The organism is Shewanella sp. 10N.286.52.E4 (assembly GCF_041468785.1).
Lineage (GTDB): Bacteria > Pseudomonadota > Gammaproteobacteria > Enterobacterales > Shewanellaceae > Shewanella > Shewanella electrodiphila.
In genome coordinates this window covers 84172-105105 of the sequence record NZ_JBFRJJ010000007.1, presented here as the reverse complement: position 1 = coordinate 105105, position 20934 = coordinate 84172, and the positions used below count along the sequence as shown (strand labels likewise).

The window sequence follows — 20934 nt, the reverse complement described above, 5'->3', positions numbered from 1 at the left end:
ACATCTCTTGGCTGCAACAACACTTAACAGATCGCTTTCAATCGCTCCAATGCTTGATTGGACAGATAGACATTACCGTTATTTTGCAAGACTGATGTCGGCACATACTGTGCTGTATACCGAGATGGTGACGACTGGTGCGATTATTCATGGTCAAGGTGATTACTTAGCTTATAACCAAGAAGAACATCCTGTTGCATTGCAGTTAGGTGGCTCGAATCCAAAAGATTTAGCGACGTGTGCCAAATTGGCATTTGAGCGTGGCTATGATGAGATTAACCTTAATGTCGGTTGTCCGTCTGATCGAGTGCAGAATGGGCGTTTTGGTGCCTGTTTAATGGGTGAGCCTGCGTTAGTGGCTGAATGTGTTGATGCGATGAAACAAGCGGCCGATATTCCCGTAACAGTTAAAACACGAATCGGTATTGATGAGCAAGACAGCTACGAGTTTTTGACTGATTTTGTTGATACTGTTAAGGCTGTTGGTTGCGATACGTTCATTGTGCATGCCCGTAAGGCATGGCTACAGGGCTTAAGCCCGAAAGAAAACCGCGAAATACCTGAACTTAACTATGAGCGCGTTTATCAATTAAAGCGTGATTATGCTGATTTGAACATTAGTATTAATGGCGGTGTTAAAACCTTAGAGGACTCACTGAGTCATTTACAACAACTTGATGGTGTGATGATCGGTCGTGAGGCTTATCAGAACCCGTATTTATTGGCTAAAGTGGATCAGTTGATATACGGCGAAGAAAAGCCGGTTATCACCCGTGAACAAGTGATTGAGCAAATGATGCCTTACATTGAGCAGCATTTAAAAGACGGTGGCAGGTTAAACCATATTACTCGTCACATGATTGGCTTATTCCAGGGGTTACCTGGTTCAAGAGGCTGGCGCAGACATTTAAGTGAGAACGCCCATAAAGCGGGCGCGGGTGTTTCAGTTATATGGGATGCCGTAGCAAGAATGGAGCAGAGTCGTCCGCCAGCGGATGTGACTTTTTACCCTAATAATAATGTGTAAAAGCATCGCAAGATAATTGTTTAAGAAGACCCTTAAACGAGATTTAAAGCGCCAATCATTGGCGCTTTTTTTATGCCGTTAATTTGGCTAATTAAGTTTTAGCTAATTTCACTATTATAGTGGTGAGAATTACTAATTGTTTAATTGTTGCTCACTTTTATTTTTGGCTAAAAATAGCAATTATAATAAAAGCTCTTTAAATTCAGGTGTTAATGAATAATTTAAAACTTGGCACGTAGCTTGTAATAACCATGGTGTACCCAACAATTGAAAAGGAAGACATCATGTTTAACTCAACTACTAATACAAATGGTTTAATCTCTACAACTAATACTAACGCAAACTCATCAGCAAAAAGTGTATTGAAAAAAGTCGCTTTAGTCGCGTTAATTGCAACTGCAAGTATGAGCGCTCAGGCTAACGATTTAAACAGTCAAGATATGATTGATGTGTTAGAAACGCGTTTAAGTGAAACGGCTTCTGAAATGTTGCAATCAGCAAAACAAGAAATCGTACTTTCGCTTCATAGTCAAATTGCAGAGCAAGCATTTGAGTTAAACAGTTCACTAGAATTAGCTGAAACAGCATCGGATACAGTATCAGAAACAACTACAGATTCTGTATTAGCGAGCAATGAGGATTAATTCATGGATTTAATGATGATTTTTCATTTAGCAGATCCATTAATTTCATTACTTCTGCTTCCCGTGATTAGTTTTATTATTTGTTCGTTACTGATATGTGGGTTGCAGTGGTATCAATTTAAAAGTGTCGATGCAATTTCTGAAGAAATAATCAATTTAGAATTTGCTGGAGAAACAAAATGAACATGTCCGATGTAGAAACGTTTTTAAAGTCAGATAAAAGCATTATATGCGGTGCAGTAAACTCGCTTTCAAAGCAGTTTGGTTGGTCTGTAATGTGGTCTCGTGTGTTAACATTGATTGCTATATTTTTAAGCCCAACGATGGGACTGATTGCTTACTTTGTTACCGCTATTGTCGTAAGCCAGCAAAAAACAAAATATTAATGTTAGGGATGAATTTACCATAACATCAATTTGCGCTAGTCACGCAGCACAGGAAGAGGTCGTTTTATCACTATCGTACCATCACGATAAAAGTGTTCTTTATTCCTTCCAAGTGCCGCAGTCACCATTTTCAAACAGCGCTTACGAGTCTTGTAAAAGTATTCAACTAACGTTAGCAAATAGCTGTCTGGCTCATTAGCGAGTGACACTTAACTCTATCTTTTTAAGAAAGCTTGGAAGCGTGCTTTTGCTTCATCACTTTTTAGTCTTTCGCTAAATACTTCTAACTCAGCTAGCATTTGCTGCTTAACGTCAGCTTGGTTATAGCGCAGAAGCTTTTTAGATGCTTGCAGTGATAATGGCGGTTGATTCGCGAGTTTTTTGGCTTGTTCAAAAACAAAATCGTTTAATTCTGATGACTCAATCACCCGATTGATAATATTTAGTTCGCAAGCCGTTTCTGCCGTAAAGCTTTCGCCTAATAGAATTAATTCAGCTGCTTTTTGTTGGCCAACAATAAGTGGTAACAATAAACTTGAAGCTGCTTCAGGCACCAGGGCTAGATTTACGAAAGGTAATTGAAACTTGGAGCTGTTGTCAGCATAAACTAGGTCGCAATGGAGTAGCATTGTTGTGCCGATGCCTACAGCTGCACCAGATACTGCTGCTACGATGGGCTTTTTAAGATTAAGCAGACAATGTAAGAATTGTACTGTCGGATGAGACTCGTTAAGTTCGCCACTGGCGAGGAAATCAGCAATATCATTACCTGAGGTGAAGCAGTTCCCTTCACCGCGTAACATAAAGGTACGAATGTCGTTGTCGCTCTCACCTTGGATCAGGTATTCTGTAAGCTGTTGGTACATTTTAAGATTAAATGCATTACGTTTCTCAGGGCGATTGAAACTGATAATACGTACGCCTTGATCATCCTTAACCTGAATCTGACTCATTCGTTGTTTTCCTTATGGACACGAGTAGGGTGTAAATGGAGTTTATGACATTGAAAGCAATATTCAAACAACTGTTTAGTTTTTTAGCGTTAACCGTATTTTCTTTCTCAGCATCAGCAGGGATAATGCTCAGTGAAGGACATGTAAGAGCGATGCCCGCCAGTGTGCCTAATACAGCAGCATATTTGACATTAATGAACCACTCAGATGATGCTGTAACATTAGTTTCTGTGACAACACCAGTGGCTAAAGAAGCGCAATTACACACTTTGGTTGAAGAGAATGGCATGGTAAAAATGCGTCAAGTTGACGGCTTTGACATTCCATCTCATGGCACCTTAACGCTACAACCATCGGGTGACCATATTATGCTGCTATCATTAACGACGCCGCTAGCGATAGGGGATACAGTTCCTTTAGTGCTGACGTTTAAGGATGGCAAAACATTGGCAATCGAACTGGCGGTAGAAAAAAGGGCGAGTAATGATAAGCAAGAAAGCCATCACCACCATCATCACTAAGGAGTTGTATTGATGCAAATGACAAGGAATAAAGTATTTGGCGTTGTAGGAATAATCTTATTAATTGGTTATTTCATTGCGGTTTGGTGGAGTGTTGAGCCTGATATTCTTGAGCCAGAAGTACTGCAAAATGAACGTGGTGAAGACATTGTTGGTTATGCGACAACTTCTTCGTTAATTTCTACCATGGAAACCCTATTGGACAAACCAGGTGGCTGGCTATCAAATGATATTATGCCTCCCTCTGTGATCATGGATAACATGCCAGCATTCGAGTTTGGGGCACTAGAGCAATCACGTGATCTAGCATTGATTATGCGTAAAGAGTTCAGTCGTTCTCAGTCGCAATCAACAGCTGATGCAGACTTACTTGCCGCGCACTCAAAGCTCAATATTGAGCACACTAGCTGGTTAGTGCCAAGTGCAGAAGGCGAATATCGTGAAGCAATCAAATTACTGAAACTTTATCGCGCTAAAATTAGTGATACAGAAAACAGTAATGCACAGTTTTATGCTCGTGCAGATAACCTAAATGAATGGCTAAAAGAAGTGCAGAAACGTTTAGGCAGTATGTCGCAACGCTTATCTGCCAGTGTTGGTCAAGATCGTTTAAATACCGATTTAGCAGGCGACAGCACAGCAAGACAGTCAACACCGTCTTTAGCCAGTAACGAAATTAAAACAAGCTGGTGGAAAATTGATGATGTGCTTTATGAAAGCCGAGGTTCAGCTTGGGCATTATTAAATTTCATGAAAGCTATCGAAGTTGATTTTGCCGATGTGCTAGAAAAGAAAAATGCTGAAGTGAGTTTACGTCAAATTATTCGTGAACTTGAAGCAACTCAGCAAACTGTTTGGAGCCCAATGGTTTTAAATGGTGATGGTTTTGGATTAGTGGCTAACCACTCGTTAGTGATGGCCAACTATATATCGCGTGCAAATGCCGCGGTAATTGATTTAACTAACTTACTCTCTCAGGGATAATGATGAAAAAGACACTTCTTGCTACGGCCGCTGTAGGCATGTTAAGCATATCTTCTGCACAAGCTTCAACGCTTGTGGGCTTCAAAGTTGGTGGTGATTACTGGGATGCTGATACCAGTGGCTCATTTAACAGTGATGATGGTGTGGCGCAAACCTATAATTATGAGTCTAAAGCTCAAGGTAGCGTTTGGATTGCCATTGAGCATCCAATTCCATTAGTACCTAATATCAAAATTCGTGAGAACCGTTTAGAAGGTAAAGGCAGCCAAGTTGGCTCTAACTTTATGTTCAATGGTCATCAATTTGATAGTGATACCACGGTATACAACGATTTAAGTAACACTGATTTTGTTCTTTATTATGAAATCTTAGACAATGATTTAGTCGCCTTAGATTTAGGTGCTGCTTACAAGCAAATGCATGGCTCACTACGCGTTCAAGATCCTGGACATCCAGAAGAAGTGGACGTAGATAGCGGCATCGTTATGGTTTATGCGAACGCTGAAGTGGGCATTCCTGGACTTGGCTTATATGCTTTTGCTGATGTCATGTTAGGTGTTGATGAAACCAGTGTGTACGATTACAACGCAGGTCTAGGTTGGAAGTTTGATGGTGTTGCACTAGATACTGCCATTCGCGTTGGTTACCGTGAGTTTAACTTCGACGTTGATGACTTTTCTGACACTACGCAGAATATGACGTTTAAAGGCGCATTTGCAGGTGTTGAATTGACGTTCTAATCGACTCAGTTTACAGACATTAAAAAACCGCCAATTGGCGGTTTTTTTGTCTCTTATTTTCAATCGTTTGTTTTGAATAACAGCGGTAAGTGTTTTAGCTTACCGCCAGCTAATCATTATTGTGCGATTAAACCATTGTTAATAGAGATAATGTCGTCTTCACTCAATGTACCAGCGGCTTGCTTAAGCGCCAAGATAGAGTTGATGTAACCATAACGAGCATCAGATAGTTGACGCTTTGAATCATATAAATCACGGGTACGGTTTAATACGTCAACGATAGTACGTGTACCTACTTCAAAACCGGCTTGAGTGGCTTTTAGTGCACTTTCAGATGAAATCACTGATTGCTCATAAGCGCGGATTGAACTGATTGATGCACCGACGTTGTTAAAGTTATTACGTACATCTTTAACGACACCACGATGAACTTGTTCCAGTTTTTCGCTAGCTTCAACATATTGGAACTGCGCTTGCTTAACTTGCGAAGTCACTTTAAAACCTTCAAAAATCGGTACACTCAAAGTCAATGCAATGTTGGCATTATCATAATCAGCTGAACCGGTTTGCTTTACACCTTTAGTGTAACCAGCGCCAAAGTTAAGTGAAGGCATGTGACCAGCTTTATAAAGCGAAATGGTTTCACTAGCGATATCACGACCGATACGCTGAGTCATTAAATCAATACTGTTAGTTTCAGCAATTTTTAACCACTCAGATGACGTTGTTGGGTTTGCTGCACCAGCTGAGAAACGATTAGTATCAAGTGTATTGATTGACTTGTGATCAATTCCGGTGATTTCACGTAATGCTTCATAACTGTTTGCTAGCGTATTTTCTGCCAGAATTTCGGTTGCCGAAGCTAAATCGTATTGTGCTTGTGCTTCATGCACGTCAGTAATCGCAGTAAGACCGACAGCAAAACGTTGTTTAGTTTGCTCTAGTTGACGCTCAATCGCGCGTTTTTCTGCACCTTGGAATTCAAAGTTGTCTTTTGCAGTCAATACATCAAAATATGCTGTGGTTACACGAATGATTAATGCTTGAAGCGCAGAGGCATAAGCTGAATCAGCTTGTGATGCTGCCATTTCGGCTAAGTCTAAGCCAACCCATGCACTGTGGTCATAAATAACTTGGTTTAATGACAAGCCGCCAGTGAAACCATCAGGTTTAGAAGTAGCAGAGCCGTCATCAATGTCATTCCATGCTTTAGCATATCCAACATTCGCGCTGATAGTAGGTAGTAAGGGAGCACGATTTTCTTCAATTGTCTCATACAGTGCATCACGCTGAGATTGTGCTTGAAGTACGATAGTATCGCTAGTTAGCGCTTGCTGATAGATTTGCAGTAAATCATCAGCATTTGCTGCAGGTGCAGCAACGGCTAGTGTTAGCGCTGCGTATAAAGAACGTATTTTAAATTTCATTTGCTGCCCTTTTAGACATAGTCTCCACTTGGGAGGTAAGATAATCTCGTTTGTTCACATTTTATATTGATAAGCAAGATTGCTTTAGCATATTGTGAACTCGCTAAAACTTTGTGCAATCCCGCTATGTATCTAGTGTGTATGATAAAAAGACTATCATCTTTAAGCTAAATATCAACTTTCAAGTTGTAACAGACTTTTTTAAACTCACATGCTTAAATGCTTAACTAACATAATAGTGCATTAAATATTTCAAAGGGCTTACAAACTGTAAGAAAAAATATGAAAGATAGTGAATTAATAGAACAATTTAACGCAAAAAGCGATATTGAAGTCATTTCCACTAAAACCTTGTACAAAGGCTTCTTCCAATTAGATGAATATAAATTCAAACATAAATTGTTTTCAGGTGGTTGGAGCGAGGTCGTCACCAGGGAAGTTTTTGAACGTGGTAATGCCGTGGTTGTTTTGCCTTATGATCCCATCACTCATCAAGTCGTATTAATTGAACAAATCAGGTTACCTGCATTAGCAACGACTAATTCAGTTTGGCTTCTTGAGCTTGTGGCAGGTATGATTGCAGCCGATGAAATTCCAGCTGAAGTCGCGGAGCGTGAATTAATGGAAGAAACCGGCTTAAAAGCCAGCGAAGTCCATTTAGTGAATAGTTATTTAGCAACACCAGGCGGTTCATCGGAACGTTTTCATTTTTATTGGGCCAAAGTCGATGCAAGCAAAGCCGAAGGCATCCATGGTCTCGATTATGAGCATGAAGATATCAAAGTCCATGTTGTAGACTTTGATGCGGCTATGGCTATGGTTAATTCAGGTCGAATAGATAATGCATCTACTGTTATTGGCTTACAATGGTTAGCGTTAAACCTAGATTCAGTAAGACAAGCATAGCTTAATGGATTTATCGTCCAAGATTTGAAATAAAGAAGCAAAAAGTAAGTGAGTTAATTTTGAAGCAACAAACTGCGAAAGATAAATATCAGCCTAACGTGAGTGCTTTTCTAGCACTGTGCGGGCGAAATTATGCGTTGATTTTAAAGTGGTTGCCAGATGTTGCAGAAGTCAATGAGTCTTGGACTGTTGAAGGGCAGTTTGGATTATTAGATGTCACAATTATTGAGAACACAAAGTATACTCAATTAATTGAAATAACACGCCATTTACCCAATAACGATTTCCTTATCACACCTAAAGCCTGTGTGCGAGTCTATCATGATGCCCAATTGGCAGAAGTGTTAACTAGTCAACAGATCTACCGGTTAAAAGCAGTGTATGATTATCCAAATGTACATATGCATCAAACGGATGAGAAGTATCAAGTTAATGCATTTCTTGAAGAGCTGTTAAAGATTGGATGTCGCCCTGCGAAAATCTGTTCTTCTTCAGTCTAAACATTGAATTAATTTATTTTGGGATTAATTAGTGCTTAAAGAGCCTGTGTCTTATTCAATTGCTGATACGGATGTCGTGCGACTTATTCAAGTTACTGACCCGCATTTGTTTGCTGATCCTGAAGCGAAGCTATTAGGTGTGAATACGGCTGCCAGTTTTCAGGCCGTTTTAGATACATTCCTTGCAACTGAATATCCTGCCGACATGGCTCTAGCTACGGGTGATATCAGCCAAGATTATTCACCGCAGTCTTATCAACACTTTTCATCGACCATTGCCAAACTAGACCTTCCATGCCATTACTTACCGGGTAATCATGATGACCCTCGGTTAATGAGTTTGCATATGCAGGGTCATCATTTATTTGGTCAGCAGCGCATCATAGCGGGTGAGTGGCAAATTTTGATGTTGGACTCTACAGTGCGTGGTAAGCCAGGTGGTTATATGGCTGAACAACAAATGGCACTTATTGACGCAGCAATTGCTGCTGAGCCCAATAAGCATGTTCTACTTGTTATGCATCATAACCCTATATTAGTTGAATGTAGTTGGCTTGATCAGCATTGCATGGCTAATGGTGAAGATTTCTTAAAGCGTGTAAGTCGGTACCCACAAGTAAAAGGTGCGCTATGGGGACACGTTCATCAAACCATTGATAGCCAGTATTCTACTGCAGAAGGTGGGATTCATTTAATGGCGACGCCATCTACTTGTATACAATTTAAGCCAAAATCATCCTATTTTGCGTTAGATGGACTTCAACCTGGCTATCGTTTGCTGGAGTTAGCTAGCAATGGTAGCATTCAAACTAATGTTTATCGGGTGCCTGGTGAAAAATTCTCTCCAGACAATGATGCCAGCGGTTATTAAACGCTAACTATTCATGTGTAGGCCTGATTATAATCGCTGTTTAAGCATTCAGGTTAATTAACGCGAGAGGAAGTATGCTTCTCTATATACATGGATTTAATAGTTCCCCTCAGTCAGATAAAGCAACCGAAACGGCGCAGTATATTCAACACCGTTTTCCGAATTTACCCTTCATTCAACCTCAATTACCCTCATCGCCTAAAGAAGCGATGGCATTATTATGTGGTATTGTAGAGCGCGCTAAAGTGCAAGGTGAGCCTTTAACATACATAGGCTCCTCGTTAGGTGGGTATTTTGCAAGTTATCTCGCTGAAACTTATGGTGGAAAAGCCGTTTTAGTTAACCCAGCGGTAAAACCATTTGAATTGTTTGATGAATTTTTAGGGCCTCAACATAACCCTTATACTGACGAGCATTACCAAGTGTTGCCACAACATAAGTTTGATGTGGCTGAATTCAACACTGAGGTGATATATCGTCCCGACCGTTTCTTAGTATTTTTGCAAACTGGCGATGAAGTGTTAGATTATCGTCAAGCGTTATCCAAATATCACTGTTGTGAGCTTCATTTAGAACCCAATGGTGACCACAGTTTTATTGGCTATAAAAATCAGCTAGATAAGATTTGTGAGTTTTTACAGCTTTCTTAATCAGTTTTCATAATGGCCCAATAATGTGGGCTAACAATTGACCAAATGTGTGGACTATGACCAATCAATACACTTCTGACGCCATCGAGGTTCTCAACGGACTCGACCCTGTAAAACGCCGTCCAGGTATGTACACCGATACCACTCGACCTAACCATTTAGGTCAAGAGGTCATCGATAACAGTGTCGATGAAGCTTTAGCCGGTCATGCGACTAAAATTGATGTCGTTCTTCATACGGATAACTCACTAGAAGTGACCGATGATGGTCGTGGTATGCCTGTGGATATTCACCCTGAAGAAGGGATCCCAGGTGTCGAATTAATCCTGACCAAACTACATGCTGGTGGTAAGTTTTCAAATGATAGTTACCAATTTTCTGGTGGTTTACATGGTGTAGGGATTTCGGTCGTCAACGCCTTGTCGAAGCGGGTTGAGATCAGCGTTCGTCGTGATGCGCAAGTTTACGAGATAGCATTTGAGAATGGCGATAAAGTTGAAGACCTAAAAGTAACAGGCACCTGTGGCAGACGTAATACAGGTACTCGTGTGCATTTCTGGCCAGATGCGAGCTACTTTGACTCTGGCAATTTCTCAATCACTAAGCTGTTGTATCAATTACGCGCTAAAGCCGTGTTGTGTCCAGGTTTACGTATTAAGTTCACTAATAAGCAAAATGGTGAGGTTAATGAATGGTTTTACGAAAGTGGTTTAACAGATTATTTGAAAGAAGCAGTGAAGGGATCCGTTCTATTACCAGAAGAACCTTTCATTGGTGAGTTTTCGGGTAAAACCGATGCTGCCGAATGGGCCATTACTTGGCTGCCAGAAGGCGGAAACAGTATTTATGAAAGCTACGTAAACTTGATCCCAACGCCACTAGGTGGAACCCATGTAAATGGTTTCAGACAAGGCTTGTTGGAATCAATGCGTGAGTTTTGTGAATTCAGGAATTTGGTTCCACGAGGCATTAAATTATCTCCTGAAGATATTTGGGATAAAGCATCGTTTATTTTATCAATTAAAATGCAAGACCCTCAGTTCTCTGGTCAAACTAAAGAGAAACTATCAAGCCGTCAAAGTTCTGCGTTTGTTTCTGGCATTGTCCGTGATGCATTTTCACTTTGGTTAAACTCAAATACTGAGCAGGCTGAACAACTTGCAGAACTGTGCATTAGTAATGCGCAGCGCCGCCTAAAAGCAGCGAAAAAAGTCGCCCGTAAAAAAGTCACTTCAGGTCCCGCTTTACCGGGTAAATTAACTGACTGTAGCGGGCAAGACCCTATGCGAGGCGAGTTATTTTTAGTGGAAGGTGACTCTGCTGGTGGCAGTGCAAAACAGGCTCGAGACCGAGAGTTTCAAGCGATTATGCCGCTACGTGGTAAAATCTTAAACACCTGGGAAGTCGATGCATCTCAAGTGCTAGCATCGCAAGAAGTCCATGATATTTCAGTCGCAATAGGCTGTGATCCTGATAGCGAAGACATTTCAGAGTTACGTTACGGTAAAGTCTGTATTTTAGCCGATGCCGATTCTGATGGTCTTCACATTGCTACACTGTTGTGCGCCTTGTTTATGAAGCACTATCGCATTTTAGTTGAGAAAGGCCATGTTTATATCGCGATGCCGCCTTTATTCCGTATCGATTTAGGCAAAGAAGTATTTTATGCCTTAGATGAAGGTGAAAAAAACGGTATATTAGATAGAATTGTTGCAGAAAAGAAAAAAGGCAAAGTGCAGGTCACTCGATTCAAAGGATTGGGTGAGATGAACCCACTGCAGTTACGTGAAACCACTATGGATCCTAATACTCGTCGATTGGTACAACTTACCATTGATGATAATGACGATACGATGGCATTGATGGATATGTTATTAGCTAAAAAGCGCTCACCAGACCGAAAAGTTTGGTTAGAGTCGAAAGGCGACTTAGCAGAGATCTAACACGTTACTAGGGTACGTATTAAGCAGTTGCGCATTGCCACAAAAGATAAAGGCAAAGAATAAATATAATGTCGAGAATAATAATTAAAATGGATATCAAGCAAATTTCAACAGCGTTAAAAACACTGTCTGTCATCGCTTTAGCTCAGTTCGCTGTAGTTAAAGCATTTGCTGCTGATCCTATGATGATTACTGTTACAAAAGGATTTGGACTCACTTTATATGCTTCTGATTTGGGCGACTCCAAGCAGATGGCTATAGGCAGTAAAGGCACCTTGTTTGTTGGTTCAAGAAAGAGTGGCACCATATACGCTTTGGTTGATTCCGATAATGATGGTCAAGTAAATAAACGATATTTGATTGGCAAAGGTTTAGATTATCCAGAGGCGATTGCGTTTCATAATGGTGATTTATACGTTGCTGAAGATGACCGAATCTTACGATATCAAGATATTGAAAATCGTCTTCGCCGTCCGGGTAGGCCCAAAGAGGTGTATTCAGGTTTACCCAGCATAGAGCGAAAACACGCTCGAGGTATGGAGTTTGGTCCTGATGGCCGTTTATATTTATCAATAGGCTCACCTTGTAATGTCTGTGAGGCACCTGCGCCTTTTGGTAGCTTGCTGGCCATTGATATTGAATCAGGAGATACCGAACAAGTCGCTTCAGGGCTTCGCCGTGTGATTGGTTTTGATTGGTCACCGACCACAGATAAGCTCTGGTTTGCAGATCAAGGTCGAAACTGGATGGGTGATAATATGCCCGCTGATGAAATCAATCGGATTGACATCAAAGGCAGTCATTTTGGCTTCCCATATATTCATGGCACTGATGTTGCTGAGCCCGCATTTAAAAAGCCTGATACCCTCAATATTACCGCTCCAGCATTTGAGCTTCCTGCTCACGTGAAGCCGACAAGTTTACTGTTCTATGAAGGTAAATTATTTCCCGAGCGTTACCATAATCAACTCTTTGTTGCCGAAAATGGCTCTTGGAACCGTTCTAGTAAGATTGGATACCAGGTTGTCATGCTAAGTCTTGACGATGGCCAAGTTACTAAACGTGAAAGAGTGGTAAGCTTTTTAGACGGCGAGTTTCCCGTCGCTAGACCTTATGACCTGATAAATGCACCTGATGGGGCAATGTTCATCTCTGATGACTTAAAAGGCAATATATACCGCTTGTATTACAAAGCGACAGAACAATCACAGGATATTAAATAATGAGTGATGCGATTGAATTAAGCCTTGATGGTGTTGAGCAAATGCCTCTGCGCCGTTTTACTGAAGAGGCTTATTTAAACTATTCAATGTACGTGATTATGGACCGTGCATTGCCACATATTGGCGATGGTTTAAAACCCGTTCAACGTCGTATTATTTATGCAATGAGTGAGCTTGGTTTATCGGCTCAATCTAAACATAAAAAATCTGCTCGTACAGTTGGTGACGTGTTAGGTAAATATCACCCACACGGTGATAGCGCGTGTTATGAAGCAATGGTATTAATGGCACAACCATTTTCATACCGTTACCCGTTAGTTGACGGTCAAGGCAACTGGGGTGCACCTGACGATCCTAAATCGTTTGCTGCAATGCGTTACACCGAAGCTAAACTATCTAAATTTTCAGAAGTACTCCTGTCAGAGTTAGGGCAAGGCACCGTCGATTGGGGCGTCAACTTTGACGGCACCATGAAAGAGCCAAAATCGCTACCTGCTCGTTTACCACATATTTTATTGAATGGTATTACTGGTATTGCTGTTGGTATGGCGACTGACATTCCGCCGCATAACGTGCGTGAATTGGTGTCAGCTTGTGTTGAATTACTGGAAAATCCAAAGGCCGATTTAGAGCGCCTAATGGAATTTGTTCCGGGCCCAGACTATCCGACTTATGCTGAAATTATTACCCCTAGCAAAGATATTGCTAAGATTTATGACACCGGCCGCGGCTCAATTAAAATGCGAGCGGTTTATGATATCGATAATGGTGAAGTAGTCATTTCAGCTTTGCCACACCAAGCGGGCAGCGGCAAGATTTTAGAGCAAATCGCTAATCAAATGCAGGCAAAAAAACTGCCTATGGTTGCGGATTTACGCGACGAATCAGACCACGAAAACCCAGTGCGTTTAGTGATTGTCCCGCGTTCGAATAGAGTGGATTGCGATCAGTTGATGGCGCATTTGTTTGCGACAACTGATTTGGAAAAGAGTTTTAGAGTTAACTTAAACGTCTTGGGTTTGGATGGTCGTCCAAAAGTTAAAGGTTTAAAAGAGCTATTAACGGAATGGCTGACCTATCGTATCTCAACAGTGACACGTCGTTTACAGTTCCGTTTAGATAAAGTGTTGGCAAGACTTCATATCCTTGATGCATTAATGATTGCATTCTTGAATATCGATGAAGTCATTGAAATCATCAGATTTCACGATGAACCTAAAGCAGAGTTAATGGCTCGTTTTGAGTTATCCGAAAAGCAAGCTGAAGCCATTTTAGATTTAAAACTACGTCATTTAGCTAAGCTTGAAGAATTTAAAATTAAAGGCGAGCAAGAAGAGCTTGCAGCTGAACGCGATAAGCTGGAATTAATTTTAGGTTCAGAGCGTCGTTTAAAAACTTTAGTGAAAAAAGAGTTAATTCAAGACGGTGAAACCTTTGGTGATGACAGACGTTCACCGATTATTGAACGTTTAGAATCTAAAGCACTCACTGAGCAAGAACTGACCCCAGCTGAATCAGTTACCGTAGTGTTATCGGATAAAGGCTGGGTACGTTGTGCTAAAGGCCATGATGTCGATGGTGAAGGCTTAAATTATAAAGCGGGTGATGCGTTCCTGTGCAGTGCCAGTGGTAAGAGTAATCAACCGACGGTATTTATTGACTCAACAGGGCGGGCGTTTGCAACTGACACCCATACCTTGCCTTCTGCAAGAAGCCAGGGTGAGCCAATAACAACACGCTTTAACCTGTCTCCAGGTGCGGTGATGCGACATGTGCTACTGGGAGTTGATAGCCAATGCTATCTACTCGCCAGTGATGCTGGTTATGGTTTTATTGGTTCTTACGCCGATATGATAAGCCGTAATAAGGCGGGTAAAGCGTTATTGAGTTTACCAGCTAATGCACAGTCGCTAATGCCAAAATTGGTGAATAAAGGGGTGACACAATCGATTATTGCCATCACTAACGAAGGTCGGATGTTGATATTTGATGTCGATGCTCTGCCGCAATTATCCAAAGGTAAAGGCAACAAAATAATTGGCATTCCAACGGATCGCGCTAAGAGCCGTGAAGAGCTATTAATCCACTTAGATATTATCCCTGAGGACGCATCAGTGACCTTATGGGCGGGTAAACGTAAGTTGACCTTGAAACCATCTGACTTAGAACACTATCGCGGTGAAAGGGGACGTCGAGGCGCTAAACTGCCAAGAGGTTTACAGCGTGTTGACAGTGTTCAAATTGAGCAGGGTTCACAAGTTGTTGAAGATGGAACTGAAGAACCGAGCGAGTAATATGCTCAGAGGTTTTTCCTGCATAAAAAATGCTGCCTAAGGGCAGCATTTTTTATGAATACGATTTGAAGTTAACGCTTATATTTTTGAGAAATGAAGGACTGAAAATATAATAGAAATTATGCGACTTCGTAGAAGTTAGGTTCGACATCGACTTGTGCTTTAATGATGTTGGTCGCCATACGAGAACATTTACCACACTGATCAGCAACACCTAAGCGTTTTTTAACGTCAGCTAAAGAGCTGTCGCCATGTTTGCTTACTGCTTCTCTGATTTGGGTATCAGTAATTCCGTGACAAAGACAAACGTACATAAAGCCTCTTCGTAAAGTCTGATGACATATTTATTCTTGGTAATAGTAAATATGCTAGCTAATCAACAATAATGTAATTGTAAATGAAAACAGTTCTCATTGCTAATAACTTTTTGAACAAATCTGACTTTTATCGAAAAGTAATAGTTATTACAAACTGCAAACTGGCTCACGAAATTTGTAATAACGAGTCATAAGTAAGGCTTTATGGCGAGTGCTAATAGCCTTTGATGAAATCAACTTGATGATTGAGAGGTTGCTGCTGACACCATAAGTGGAAGTTCTCAACAAAGACTTCTACTACTTGCTCAGGAAAACTCGGCGCGGCAATGTGAGGGGTAATAATAGCATTAGGGCATTGCCAAATAGCGTGTTCGCTAGGCAAAGGTTCTTGATTGAACACATCTAACACTGCATGTTGCAGTGGTTGAATTTGCAGCTGGCTTGCTAGCGCATCCAAATCTAATACGTTACCTCTACCTAGGTTAAATAATACTGATTCAGCAGGTAATAATGCCAACATGGATTTATTGAGTATGTTTTCAGTATCCAAAGTATTGGGCAATATACTCGCAACAGCATGTGCATTGGGTAAATGTTCAGCTAAGTGTTCAATGGTATCGACATGATCAAAGTAAGGTTTTACAGTCCCTGTTTTACTTAGCCCAGTGACTTTCATACCGAAATGCTTTGCTGTTTGAGCAATATGTTGCGCAATTGAACCTGTGCCTAACAATAATAATTGTTGCCCTTGAAGAGTACGGTAGCTTCCTGGTGCCCAATGTTGTTGCAGTTGCTGCTGTTTATATTTTGCATGCTCTCGTTGATGAGCGAGTAAGTAGCCGAATAAGTACTCACTCATTAAAGGCCCGAAAATCCCTTTAATATTGGTTAAGCTGTAATCGTGGCGTTGTCTTGAACCCGTTATTTTATCGACACCAGCAAATGTTGATTGTAACCACTGTAACTCAGAGCCTAAATTTAACAGAGGTGCGGCCAGTTGTGGCTCTGCAAACCAAATATTTGCTTCACAAATACTGCTTGGATCATCCCCTAAAATAATCAAATCTGGTAAGTTATAGTCAGTTAATAACTTTCGATATTTGTCATTTTCTTGGGTTAATAGCAGTAATTTATGCGCCATAAATATTCCCTGATAGTCTTAATTAAAGAGGTAGGTTAATGAATCAAATCATAGCATTTTTTTCTAAAATTGGCGCTATGTTGCATCCGTGGATGAGTGAGATTGCGACTGCATTAGTGGCCTGTACGATTGTTATTTTCGCCACAGATATCAATCGGGCATTAAGGCGGTCATTGTCAGGCAGTGGCTTCATTATTAGAACCTCAGCATTTGTTCTGGTCAATGCTTTTGGTTACGGTCTGGCTATTGTGAGTATCAGTCCATGGCTAGCGAGTCAACTTAGAGGAATGCCATCACAGTGGATGTTACTGGTTGTGATTGGGGTGTTTATTGGAATAGGCGCATGGGCTCAGCGAAACAGGCAAGTGTAAACGCGTTATTTACGCTGAATCCATTTGTTATTTAGTGAAAAATTAACCAAACCATTTTTCATGACTTGTTGTATGGGAGTTGTCATGGCTGTAATTGGCTAACACGATAGCGGCTTTATCAGGATAATTACTAAAAATGCCATCGACGCCAAGTCCTTTTAAGGCATGAATATCTTCAGGGTTATCTACGGTATAAACATAAATTTTGGCACCACGTTGATGGGCATCTTGAACCATTTCGTGGGTAACAAAATGAAGATCAACATGAATAGAATACGCATCTAGTGCTGTGACAGATTCAGCATAGTGCAATGGTACGCCAGCTAAAATGGGTGCGACCCTCGCGTGGGGTAAATGCTGTTTTACCACAGATAAATAGGGCTGATTGAATGATGAAATCAGTAATTGCTCAGCAGTGAAGTTTAGCTCACTGATAAGTTTGGGGTAAACAGCAACTAATGGCTCAGCAGTGTGGTAGCCTTTAAGTTCAATGTTGACGATACAACGGCCACGAATTAACGTCATCACTTGCCACAACGTTGGAATTGAGTGCTGTTGAATGGTCACTTTACTGAGTTCATCTTTTGAAGCAAGGTGAGTCACCCCGCAACCCGTTGTTTTTGTTTCTAATCGACGATCATGAAACACAAACAGCTCGCCTTCAATATTATATACGTCCAGTTCAATGGCTTGGACATTAATTGACAGTGCTTTTTCCATAGCAGCTAAGGTGTTCTCAACCTCGTAACCGCTGGCACCGCGATGTGCAAAAATCAGCATTTACCTAACCTTTTATAATTTGATGTAAATCACGAGATTGACCATTGTGGATATGAATTTCCATTTGTGGATATGCCAGCTCAACATGATTCTCTTTCAGCTTTTTACAGATACGCTTGTGCAAATTATGTCTTAACGGCCAACGATCGTTCATGTCTTTTGCATAAGATCTGACTTCGTAATCTTGTGTGTGCTGGCCAAAACCTGCAAACCAAACCTCAGGCTCAGGGAAGCTCAATGATAAATCACATTCTCTTACCGCTTGATGAAGTAACGCTTCAACTTTTGAAGGGTCTGCATCACGTTGTACTGACACGCTAACAATCACCCGGGTAATAGGATCTGATAGTGACCAGTTGACTAATTGTTCTGTGATAAAGGCTTTATTCGGCACAATGATTTCTTTTCTGTCCCAATCCACAATTGTCGTGGCGCGAATTTCGATTTTAGTGACTGTACCAGTTAAATCGCGAATGGTGACGGTATCACCTATGCGGATGGGTTTTTCAAACAGAATAATTAAACCAGAAATGAAGTTAGCAAAAATCTCTTGTAAACCAAAACCTAAACCAACAGATAACGCTGCCACTAACCATTGTAATTTAGACCACTCAACCCCAATGGTTGAGAAACCAACGAGTAAGCCTAAAAATATGACTAGATAGCTGCTCACCGTGGTTATCGCAAAGCCTGTACCTGGGGTTAATTCCAATCGTTGCAAGATGGTTAACTCTAATAAACCAGGAAGGTTTTTGGCTATCATGGCCGAAAAGCCGACAACGATGAATGAGAATAGAATAGACTTTAAGGTAATGGGAATTTGCTGCTCTATGCCATTGATAACCGAGTGAGTATTCCACATCGTAATGCCATCTAAAAATGAGAATAAGGCGGTATGGGTTTGTGATACTAAAGCCAACAAACTGCCAAAAAAGGCTAGAATCAATAACGAGCGTACAAGGCCTAATGACTGACTTGCGATAGTCTCAAGGTCAACAATAGGTTCTTCATAGTTATCATTCACATCAGCAGCATTATTGAGTTCACCGCGTTCACGTTGGGCTAAGCGTTCTGCTCGGCGAGCTTTTGCGCGATCAAAGGCAATCAGTCGTCTTTCAATTAACATCCAGCGTTTAATTAATTGATACAGTAACAAGAAACCTAAACCTAATAGCAAGGAAAGCTGCAGCTGTAATAACACTTGGAATGCACTGAAATAGTAACCAATTGAGGCTAATACGATACAGCAGCAAGGTACTGCGATTAAAAAGATCCAAGTAATTTTATTAAATAACTTCATGTTTTTGCCATCATTCGCATTGGCACGAAAATCATTAATAAATGCATACATATCGCGGTAAAGGATAAGTAGCGTAATGGTGAAAACCAGAAATGCGCCACGACCAATACTATTGCGGATTAAGGAAGTATCAATGGCTTCGCTGAACCCCATGATACCGATCAGTGGCCAACTGATGAAAATAAAGCGTAAGGTCTTTTGCTGTAGTCGTTTCACTAGCGGTTGTGGCCGCCTGAAATGGCTGATGAGGATGCCATTGTCTAATGACAGAAGGGCAAAAAATCGATATACCCAATAGCTACAGCCAATAGAAAGTACACCAACCCCAATCGCGTGGACAAAATTAAACTCTGATGAAAAGAAAATTAACCCGCCCAGTAACAAGGGCATAGGTTTTAATAGCGAGTAAAATAGCGTTAAGCCGAGGGTTTTCGCGGTATAGATAAACTTATCTTGGGTTACGTTACCGACATTTTGACCGTAATGTTCAATGGCTTTGTTGAACCTTGGAGTTAATAAATCCTGAGCCATTAAGCAAAGGATGAGAATAATGACCCACCAAGCCCAGTAAATATTCTGTGACTGCCATGCTTGTTTTAACTTTTCCCTTTGAGGCGCCTGAGTGAGCCAAACAGTGGCATTCTTTAAATCGATGAACCATAAACCTGAAATTCTGGCTGCATTCGGTACCCAAAATAAATGTTCGTTCAGGGTGTTTTTCAGACGCAAGTATATTCGATTGAGTTGCTCGTAACTGTTTCTCAGCTTTGCCTGCTCATTCAGATATACATCGTAATTCTGCACCAATTGTTCAATCAAGCTTTGTTGTGATTCTAGTAACTTTATTTGAGTGTGATTGAGAAAATCTTCAGTATTGAGCTGTTGCTTGTTTAACGCTTGCTGCTGTTCAGCCTGATAGCGTTTCAAACGAGAGTCAGCAATTTCAGCCAGTAATACATCTTGGTTTGGCGGTTTAGGCAGCGATTGCAGCATTTGTAAGAATCGGTCGCCAAAAGCTGAGTTGGTTTCCACCCAGGTTATTTGTTCTTCAACGTTGGTTAATTGCAAAGCATGAGATTGATATTGCTTCTCAGCTTTTTCCTGTTGAGTAATGACTTGAGTAATGCCATTAGTGATGCGAATTAACTCTTGAGCATATTGCTGGTTTTTTTGGCTTATCTCTTGAGAAATCGTATCGGCAAGCTGCTGCTGATCGATAATATTATTGGCAATGGTATTGGCTGCTTGTTGCTGGCGATATTGATTATTTTGTTTATTTAACGATTCGATCAACTTCTCTTGCTGTGCATGTTCAATACGCAATAACTGTAATTGTAATTGGGCGATTTGTTTTTGCTTAGGGCTGCTAGAGAGTTCAGCCGTTAAGGTTTCAATATGTTGCTCAAGCAATTGACCTTGGAGTAAATGCAACTGGCCCAATGGCGTATCTACGGGAGCTAGCTGGGTTCTTTTATGTTGATTCGAGGCATCCTTTGCCTGTCTGATTAAGCTTGGTAATTGCTGCTGCCTTTTTGAAAGGCGCACTAATTGTTCGCTTAAATCATTTTCAGATTGTTTGAGTTCAGATAAATGGTAATAAGCCATCGAGGCTTGCTGACCCATGTCAATATCGGCACTGATGTTAATGTCAGTTATTGGTTGATTAATCTCTGCTGAAATCTTTTGAGTAATAACGTCGCTGTTTTGCTCAAGCTCCAAGTAACCGTTCTGTTCATTACTCAGTTTTGTGATGCTGGTTTTGACGTTTTCTATTTGAGTGGGTAGGTCAACGACTTGCGATGAGTTGTTGCTTTGAGAAAATCCCAAGCGTTTATCCAGTTGCAGGGGAGAATTAGCCGATGCAACAAAGGAGATAAAGCTGAGTATAAAAAACGCAATACGTAACATAGGGAATGATTGCTAGTGAGAGACTAATACAATGGTAACAAAAACCTG

The 20934-nt window shown here is 40.9% G+C and carries 22 protein-coding genes; 15 read left to right on the top strand and 7 right to left on the bottom strand.

Features of this window, described 5'->3' with window-relative positions:
* Window positions 1–7 precede the first annotated feature (7 nt).
* The 4 genes from dusA (at window position 8) to AB4153_RS04325 (ending at window position 2057) form a co-directional block, all read left to right on the top strand.
* The gene (dusA, locus tag AB4153_RS04340) at window positions 8–1027 is read left to right on the top strand and encodes a tRNA dihydrouridine(20/20a) synthase DusA (protein WP_371996488.1); all 1020 of its coding nucleotides are present in this window, start codon (window positions 8–10) and stop codon (window positions 1025–1027) included.
* 284 nt (window positions 1028–1311) lie between these two features.
* Window positions 1312–1671 carry a hypothetical protein gene (locus AB4153_RS04335; protein WP_102527995.1) on the top strand — a complete coding sequence of 120 codons (360 nt, stop codon included), beginning with the start codon at window positions 1312–1314 and terminating at the stop codon, window positions 1669–1671.
* A gap of 3 nt (window positions 1672–1674) precedes the next feature.
* A complete protein-coding gene (locus AB4153_RS04330; protein WP_229371105.1) occupies window positions 1675–1854 on the top strand; it encodes a hypothetical protein in 180 nt (59 codons plus the stop codon).
* Complete coding sequence (locus AB4153_RS04325) at window positions 1851–2057, top strand: PspC domain-containing protein (protein ID WP_102527993.1); 207 nt, start codon at window positions 1851–1853, stop codon at window positions 2055–2057. Before AB4153_RS04330 ends, AB4153_RS04325 begins: the two co-directional genes overlap by 4 nt.
* Window positions 2058–2092: 35 nt before the next feature.
* Here the strand turns inward: AB4153_RS04325 and AB4153_RS04320 are convergent, their stop codons facing one another.
* Window positions 2093–2266 carry a hypothetical protein gene (locus AB4153_RS04320; protein WP_371996487.1) on the bottom strand — a complete coding sequence of 58 codons (174 nt, stop codon included), beginning with the start codon at window positions 2264–2266 and terminating at the stop codon, window positions 2093–2095.
* 6 nt (window positions 2267–2272) lie between these two features.
* Window positions 2273–3010, bottom strand: a complete 738-nt coding sequence (locus AB4153_RS04315; protein ID WP_371996486.1) for an enoyl-CoA hydratase — start codon at window positions 3008–3010, stop codon at window positions 2273–2275.
* A gap of 35 nt (window positions 3011–3045) precedes the next feature.
* Here AB4153_RS04315 and AB4153_RS04310 point away from each other — a divergent pair, with 35 nt between their 5' ends.
* Genes AB4153_RS04310 through AB4153_RS04300 form a run of 3 tightly spaced genes read left to right on the top strand, consistent with a single transcriptional unit; the run spans window position 3046 to window position 5255 of the window.
* Window positions 3046–3531, top strand: coding sequence for a copper chaperone PCu(A)C (locus tag AB4153_RS04310; RefSeq protein WP_102527991.1), 486 nt, complete (start codon window positions 3046–3048; stop codon window positions 3529–3531).
* Between the two features lie 12 nt (window positions 3532–3543).
* Window positions 3544–4515, top strand: coding sequence for a DUF2333 family protein (locus AB4153_RS04305; protein ID WP_102527990.1), 972 nt, complete (start codon window positions 3544–3546; stop codon window positions 4513–4515).
* Between the two features lie 2 nt (window positions 4516–4517).
* Window positions 4518–5255, top strand: coding sequence for a TIGR04219 family outer membrane beta-barrel protein (locus AB4153_RS04300; RefSeq protein WP_371996485.1), 738 nt, complete (start codon window positions 4518–4520; stop codon window positions 5253–5255).
* Window positions 5256–5371: 116 nt separating this feature from the next.
* On the opposite strand, the gene tolC is transcribed toward AB4153_RS04300, so the two are convergent.
* Window positions 5372–6682: an outer membrane channel protein TolC gene (tolC, locus tag AB4153_RS04295; RefSeq protein WP_102527988.1), complete on the bottom strand. Its 1311-nt coding sequence runs from the start codon at window positions 6680–6682 to the stop codon at window positions 5372–5374.
* A 282-nt stretch (window positions 6683–6964) separates the two neighbouring features.
* On the opposite strand from tolC, the gene nudF reads away from it, so the two are divergent.
* The 7 genes from nudF (at window position 6965) to parC (ending at window position 15069) form a co-directional block, all read left to right on the top strand.
* On the top strand, window positions 6965–7588 hold the full coding sequence (gene nudF, locus AB4153_RS04290; RefSeq protein ID WP_371996484.1) for an ADP-ribose diphosphatase: 624 nt from the start codon (window positions 6965–6967) through the stop codon (window positions 7586–7588).
* 59 nt (window positions 7589–7647) lie between these two features.
* The gene (locus AB4153_RS04285; RefSeq protein WP_102527986.1) at window positions 7648–8088 is read left to right on the top strand and encodes a DUF1249 domain-containing protein; all 441 of its coding nucleotides are present in this window, start codon (window positions 7648–7650) and stop codon (window positions 8086–8088) included.
* Window positions 8089–8119: 31 nt separating this feature from the next.
* Window positions 8120–8959: a 3',5'-cyclic-AMP phosphodiesterase gene (gene cpdA / locus AB4153_RS04280; protein ID WP_371996483.1), complete on the top strand. Its 840-nt coding sequence runs from the start codon at window positions 8120–8122 to the stop codon at window positions 8957–8959.
* A 74-nt stretch (window positions 8960–9033) separates the two neighbouring features.
* Window positions 9034–9609 carry a YqiA/YcfP family alpha/beta fold hydrolase gene (locus AB4153_RS04275; protein ID WP_102527984.1) on the top strand — a complete coding sequence of 192 codons (576 nt, stop codon included), beginning with the start codon at window positions 9034–9036 and terminating at the stop codon, window positions 9607–9609.
* A 56-nt stretch (window positions 9610–9665) separates the two neighbouring features.
* Entirely contained in the window at window positions 9666–11552 is a 1887-nt protein-coding gene (gene parE, locus AB4153_RS04270) for a DNA topoisomerase IV subunit B (RefSeq protein ID WP_102527983.1), read from the top strand.
* A gap of 182 nt (window positions 11553–11734) precedes the next feature.
* A complete protein-coding gene (locus AB4153_RS04265) occupies window positions 11735–12775 on the top strand; it encodes a sorbosone dehydrogenase family protein (protein ID WP_241906409.1) in 1041 nt (346 codons plus the stop codon).
* Window positions 12775–15069, top strand: coding sequence for a DNA topoisomerase IV subunit A (parC, locus tag AB4153_RS04260; protein WP_102527981.1), 2295 nt, complete (start codon window positions 12775–12777; stop codon window positions 15067–15069). Before AB4153_RS04265 ends, parC begins: the two co-directional genes overlap by 1 nt.
* A 119-nt stretch (window positions 15070–15188) precedes the next feature.
* Here parC and AB4153_RS04255 read toward each other — a convergent pair whose 3' ends face one another.
* Window positions 15189–15383: a bacterioferritin-associated ferredoxin gene (locus AB4153_RS04255; protein WP_055023428.1), complete on the bottom strand. Its 195-nt coding sequence runs from the start codon at window positions 15381–15383 to the stop codon at window positions 15189–15191.
* 217 nt (window positions 15384–15600) lie between these two features.
* Window positions 15601–16527 (bottom strand): D-2-hydroxyacid dehydrogenase, encoded by a 927-nt coding sequence (locus AB4153_RS04250; RefSeq protein ID WP_371996482.1) that lies wholly within the window; start codon window positions 16525–16527, stop codon window positions 15601–15603.
* 38 nt (window positions 16528–16565) lie between these two features.
* Here AB4153_RS04250 and AB4153_RS04245 point away from each other — a divergent pair, with 38 nt between their 5' ends.
* Window positions 16566–16898 (top strand): DUF3392 domain-containing protein, encoded by a 333-nt coding sequence (locus tag AB4153_RS04245; RefSeq protein ID WP_371996481.1) that lies wholly within the window; start codon window positions 16566–16568, stop codon window positions 16896–16898.
* Window positions 16899–16940: 42 nt separating this feature from the next.
* Here AB4153_RS04245 and AB4153_RS04240 read toward each other — a convergent pair whose 3' ends face one another.
* Window positions 16941–17678 (bottom strand): glycerophosphodiester phosphodiesterase, encoded by a 738-nt coding sequence (locus AB4153_RS04240; protein ID WP_371996480.1) that lies wholly within the window; start codon window positions 17676–17678, stop codon window positions 16941–16943.
* A gap of 4 nt (window positions 17679–17682) precedes the next feature.
* Window positions 17683–20886: a mechanosensitive ion channel domain-containing protein gene (locus tag AB4153_RS04235; RefSeq protein ID WP_371996479.1), complete on the bottom strand. Its 3204-nt coding sequence runs from the start codon at window positions 20884–20886 to the stop codon at window positions 17683–17685.
* Window positions 20887–20934 lie beyond the last annotated feature (48 nt).

What these genes read in the sequence shown, in the direction of transcription:
- AB4153_RS04330 (WP_229371105.1), top strand. Translation starts at nt 1,675, where the DNA reads ATGGATTTAATGATGATTTTTCATTTAGCAGATCCATTAATTTCATTA.
- AB4153_RS04250 (WP_371996482.1), bottom strand. Translation starts at nt 16,527, where the DNA reads ATGGCGCATAAATTACTGCTATTAACCCAAGAAAATGACAAATATCGA.
- parE (WP_102527983.1), top strand. Translation starts at nt 9,666, where the DNA reads ATGACCAATCAATACACTTCTGACGCCATCGAGGTTCTCAACGGACTC.
- AB4153_RS04335 (WP_102527995.1), top strand. Translation starts at nt 1,312, where the DNA reads ATGTTTAACTCAACTACTAATACAAATGGTTTAATCTCTACAACTAAT.
- AB4153_RS04305 (WP_102527990.1), top strand. Translation starts at nt 3,544, where the DNA reads ATGCAAATGACAAGGAATAAAGTATTTGGCGTTGTAGGAATAATCTTA.
- AB4153_RS04325 (WP_102527993.1), top strand. Translation starts at nt 1,851, where the DNA reads ATGAACATGTCCGATGTAGAAACGTTTTTAAAGTCAGATAAAAGCATT.
- AB4153_RS04275 (WP_102527984.1), top strand. Translation starts at nt 9,034, where the DNA reads ATGCTTCTCTATATACATGGATTTAATAGTTCCCCTCAGTCAGATAAA.
- parC (WP_102527981.1), top strand. Translation starts at nt 12,775, where the DNA reads ATGAGTGATGCGATTGAATTAAGCCTTGATGGTGTTGAGCAAATGCCT.
- AB4153_RS04265 (WP_241906409.1), top strand. Translation starts at nt 11,735, where the DNA reads ATGATGATTACTGTTACAAAAGGATTTGGACTCACTTTATATGCTTCT.
- tolC (WP_102527988.1), bottom strand. Translation starts at nt 6,682, where the DNA reads ATGAAATTTAAAATACGTTCTTTATACGCAGCGCTAACACTAGCCGTT.
- AB4153_RS04235 (WP_371996479.1), bottom strand. Translation starts at nt 20,886, where the DNA reads ATGTTACGTATTGCGTTTTTTATACTCAGCTTTATCTCCTTTGTTGCA.
- AB4153_RS04310 (WP_102527991.1), top strand. Translation starts at nt 3,046, where the DNA reads ATGGAGTTTATGACATTGAAAGCAATATTCAAACAACTGTTTAGTTTT.
- AB4153_RS04315 (WP_371996486.1), bottom strand. Translation starts at nt 3,010, where the DNA reads ATGAGTCAGATTCAGGTTAAGGATGATCAAGGCGTACGTATTATCAGT.
- nudF (WP_371996484.1), top strand. Translation starts at nt 6,965, where the DNA reads ATGAAAGATAGTGAATTAATAGAACAATTTAACGCAAAAAGCGATATT.
- AB4153_RS04300 (WP_371996485.1), top strand. Translation starts at nt 4,518, where the DNA reads ATGAAAAAGACACTTCTTGCTACGGCCGCTGTAGGCATGTTAAGCATA.
- AB4153_RS04240 (WP_371996480.1), bottom strand. Translation starts at nt 17,678, where the DNA reads ATGCTGATTTTTGCACATCGCGGTGCCAGCGGTTACGAGGTTGAGAAC.
- AB4153_RS04245 (WP_371996481.1), top strand. Translation starts at nt 16,566, where the DNA reads ATGAATCAAATCATAGCATTTTTTTCTAAAATTGGCGCTATGTTGCAT.
- AB4153_RS04255 (WP_055023428.1), bottom strand. Translation starts at nt 15,383, where the DNA reads ATGTACGTTTGTCTTTGTCACGGAATTACTGATACCCAAATCAGAGAA.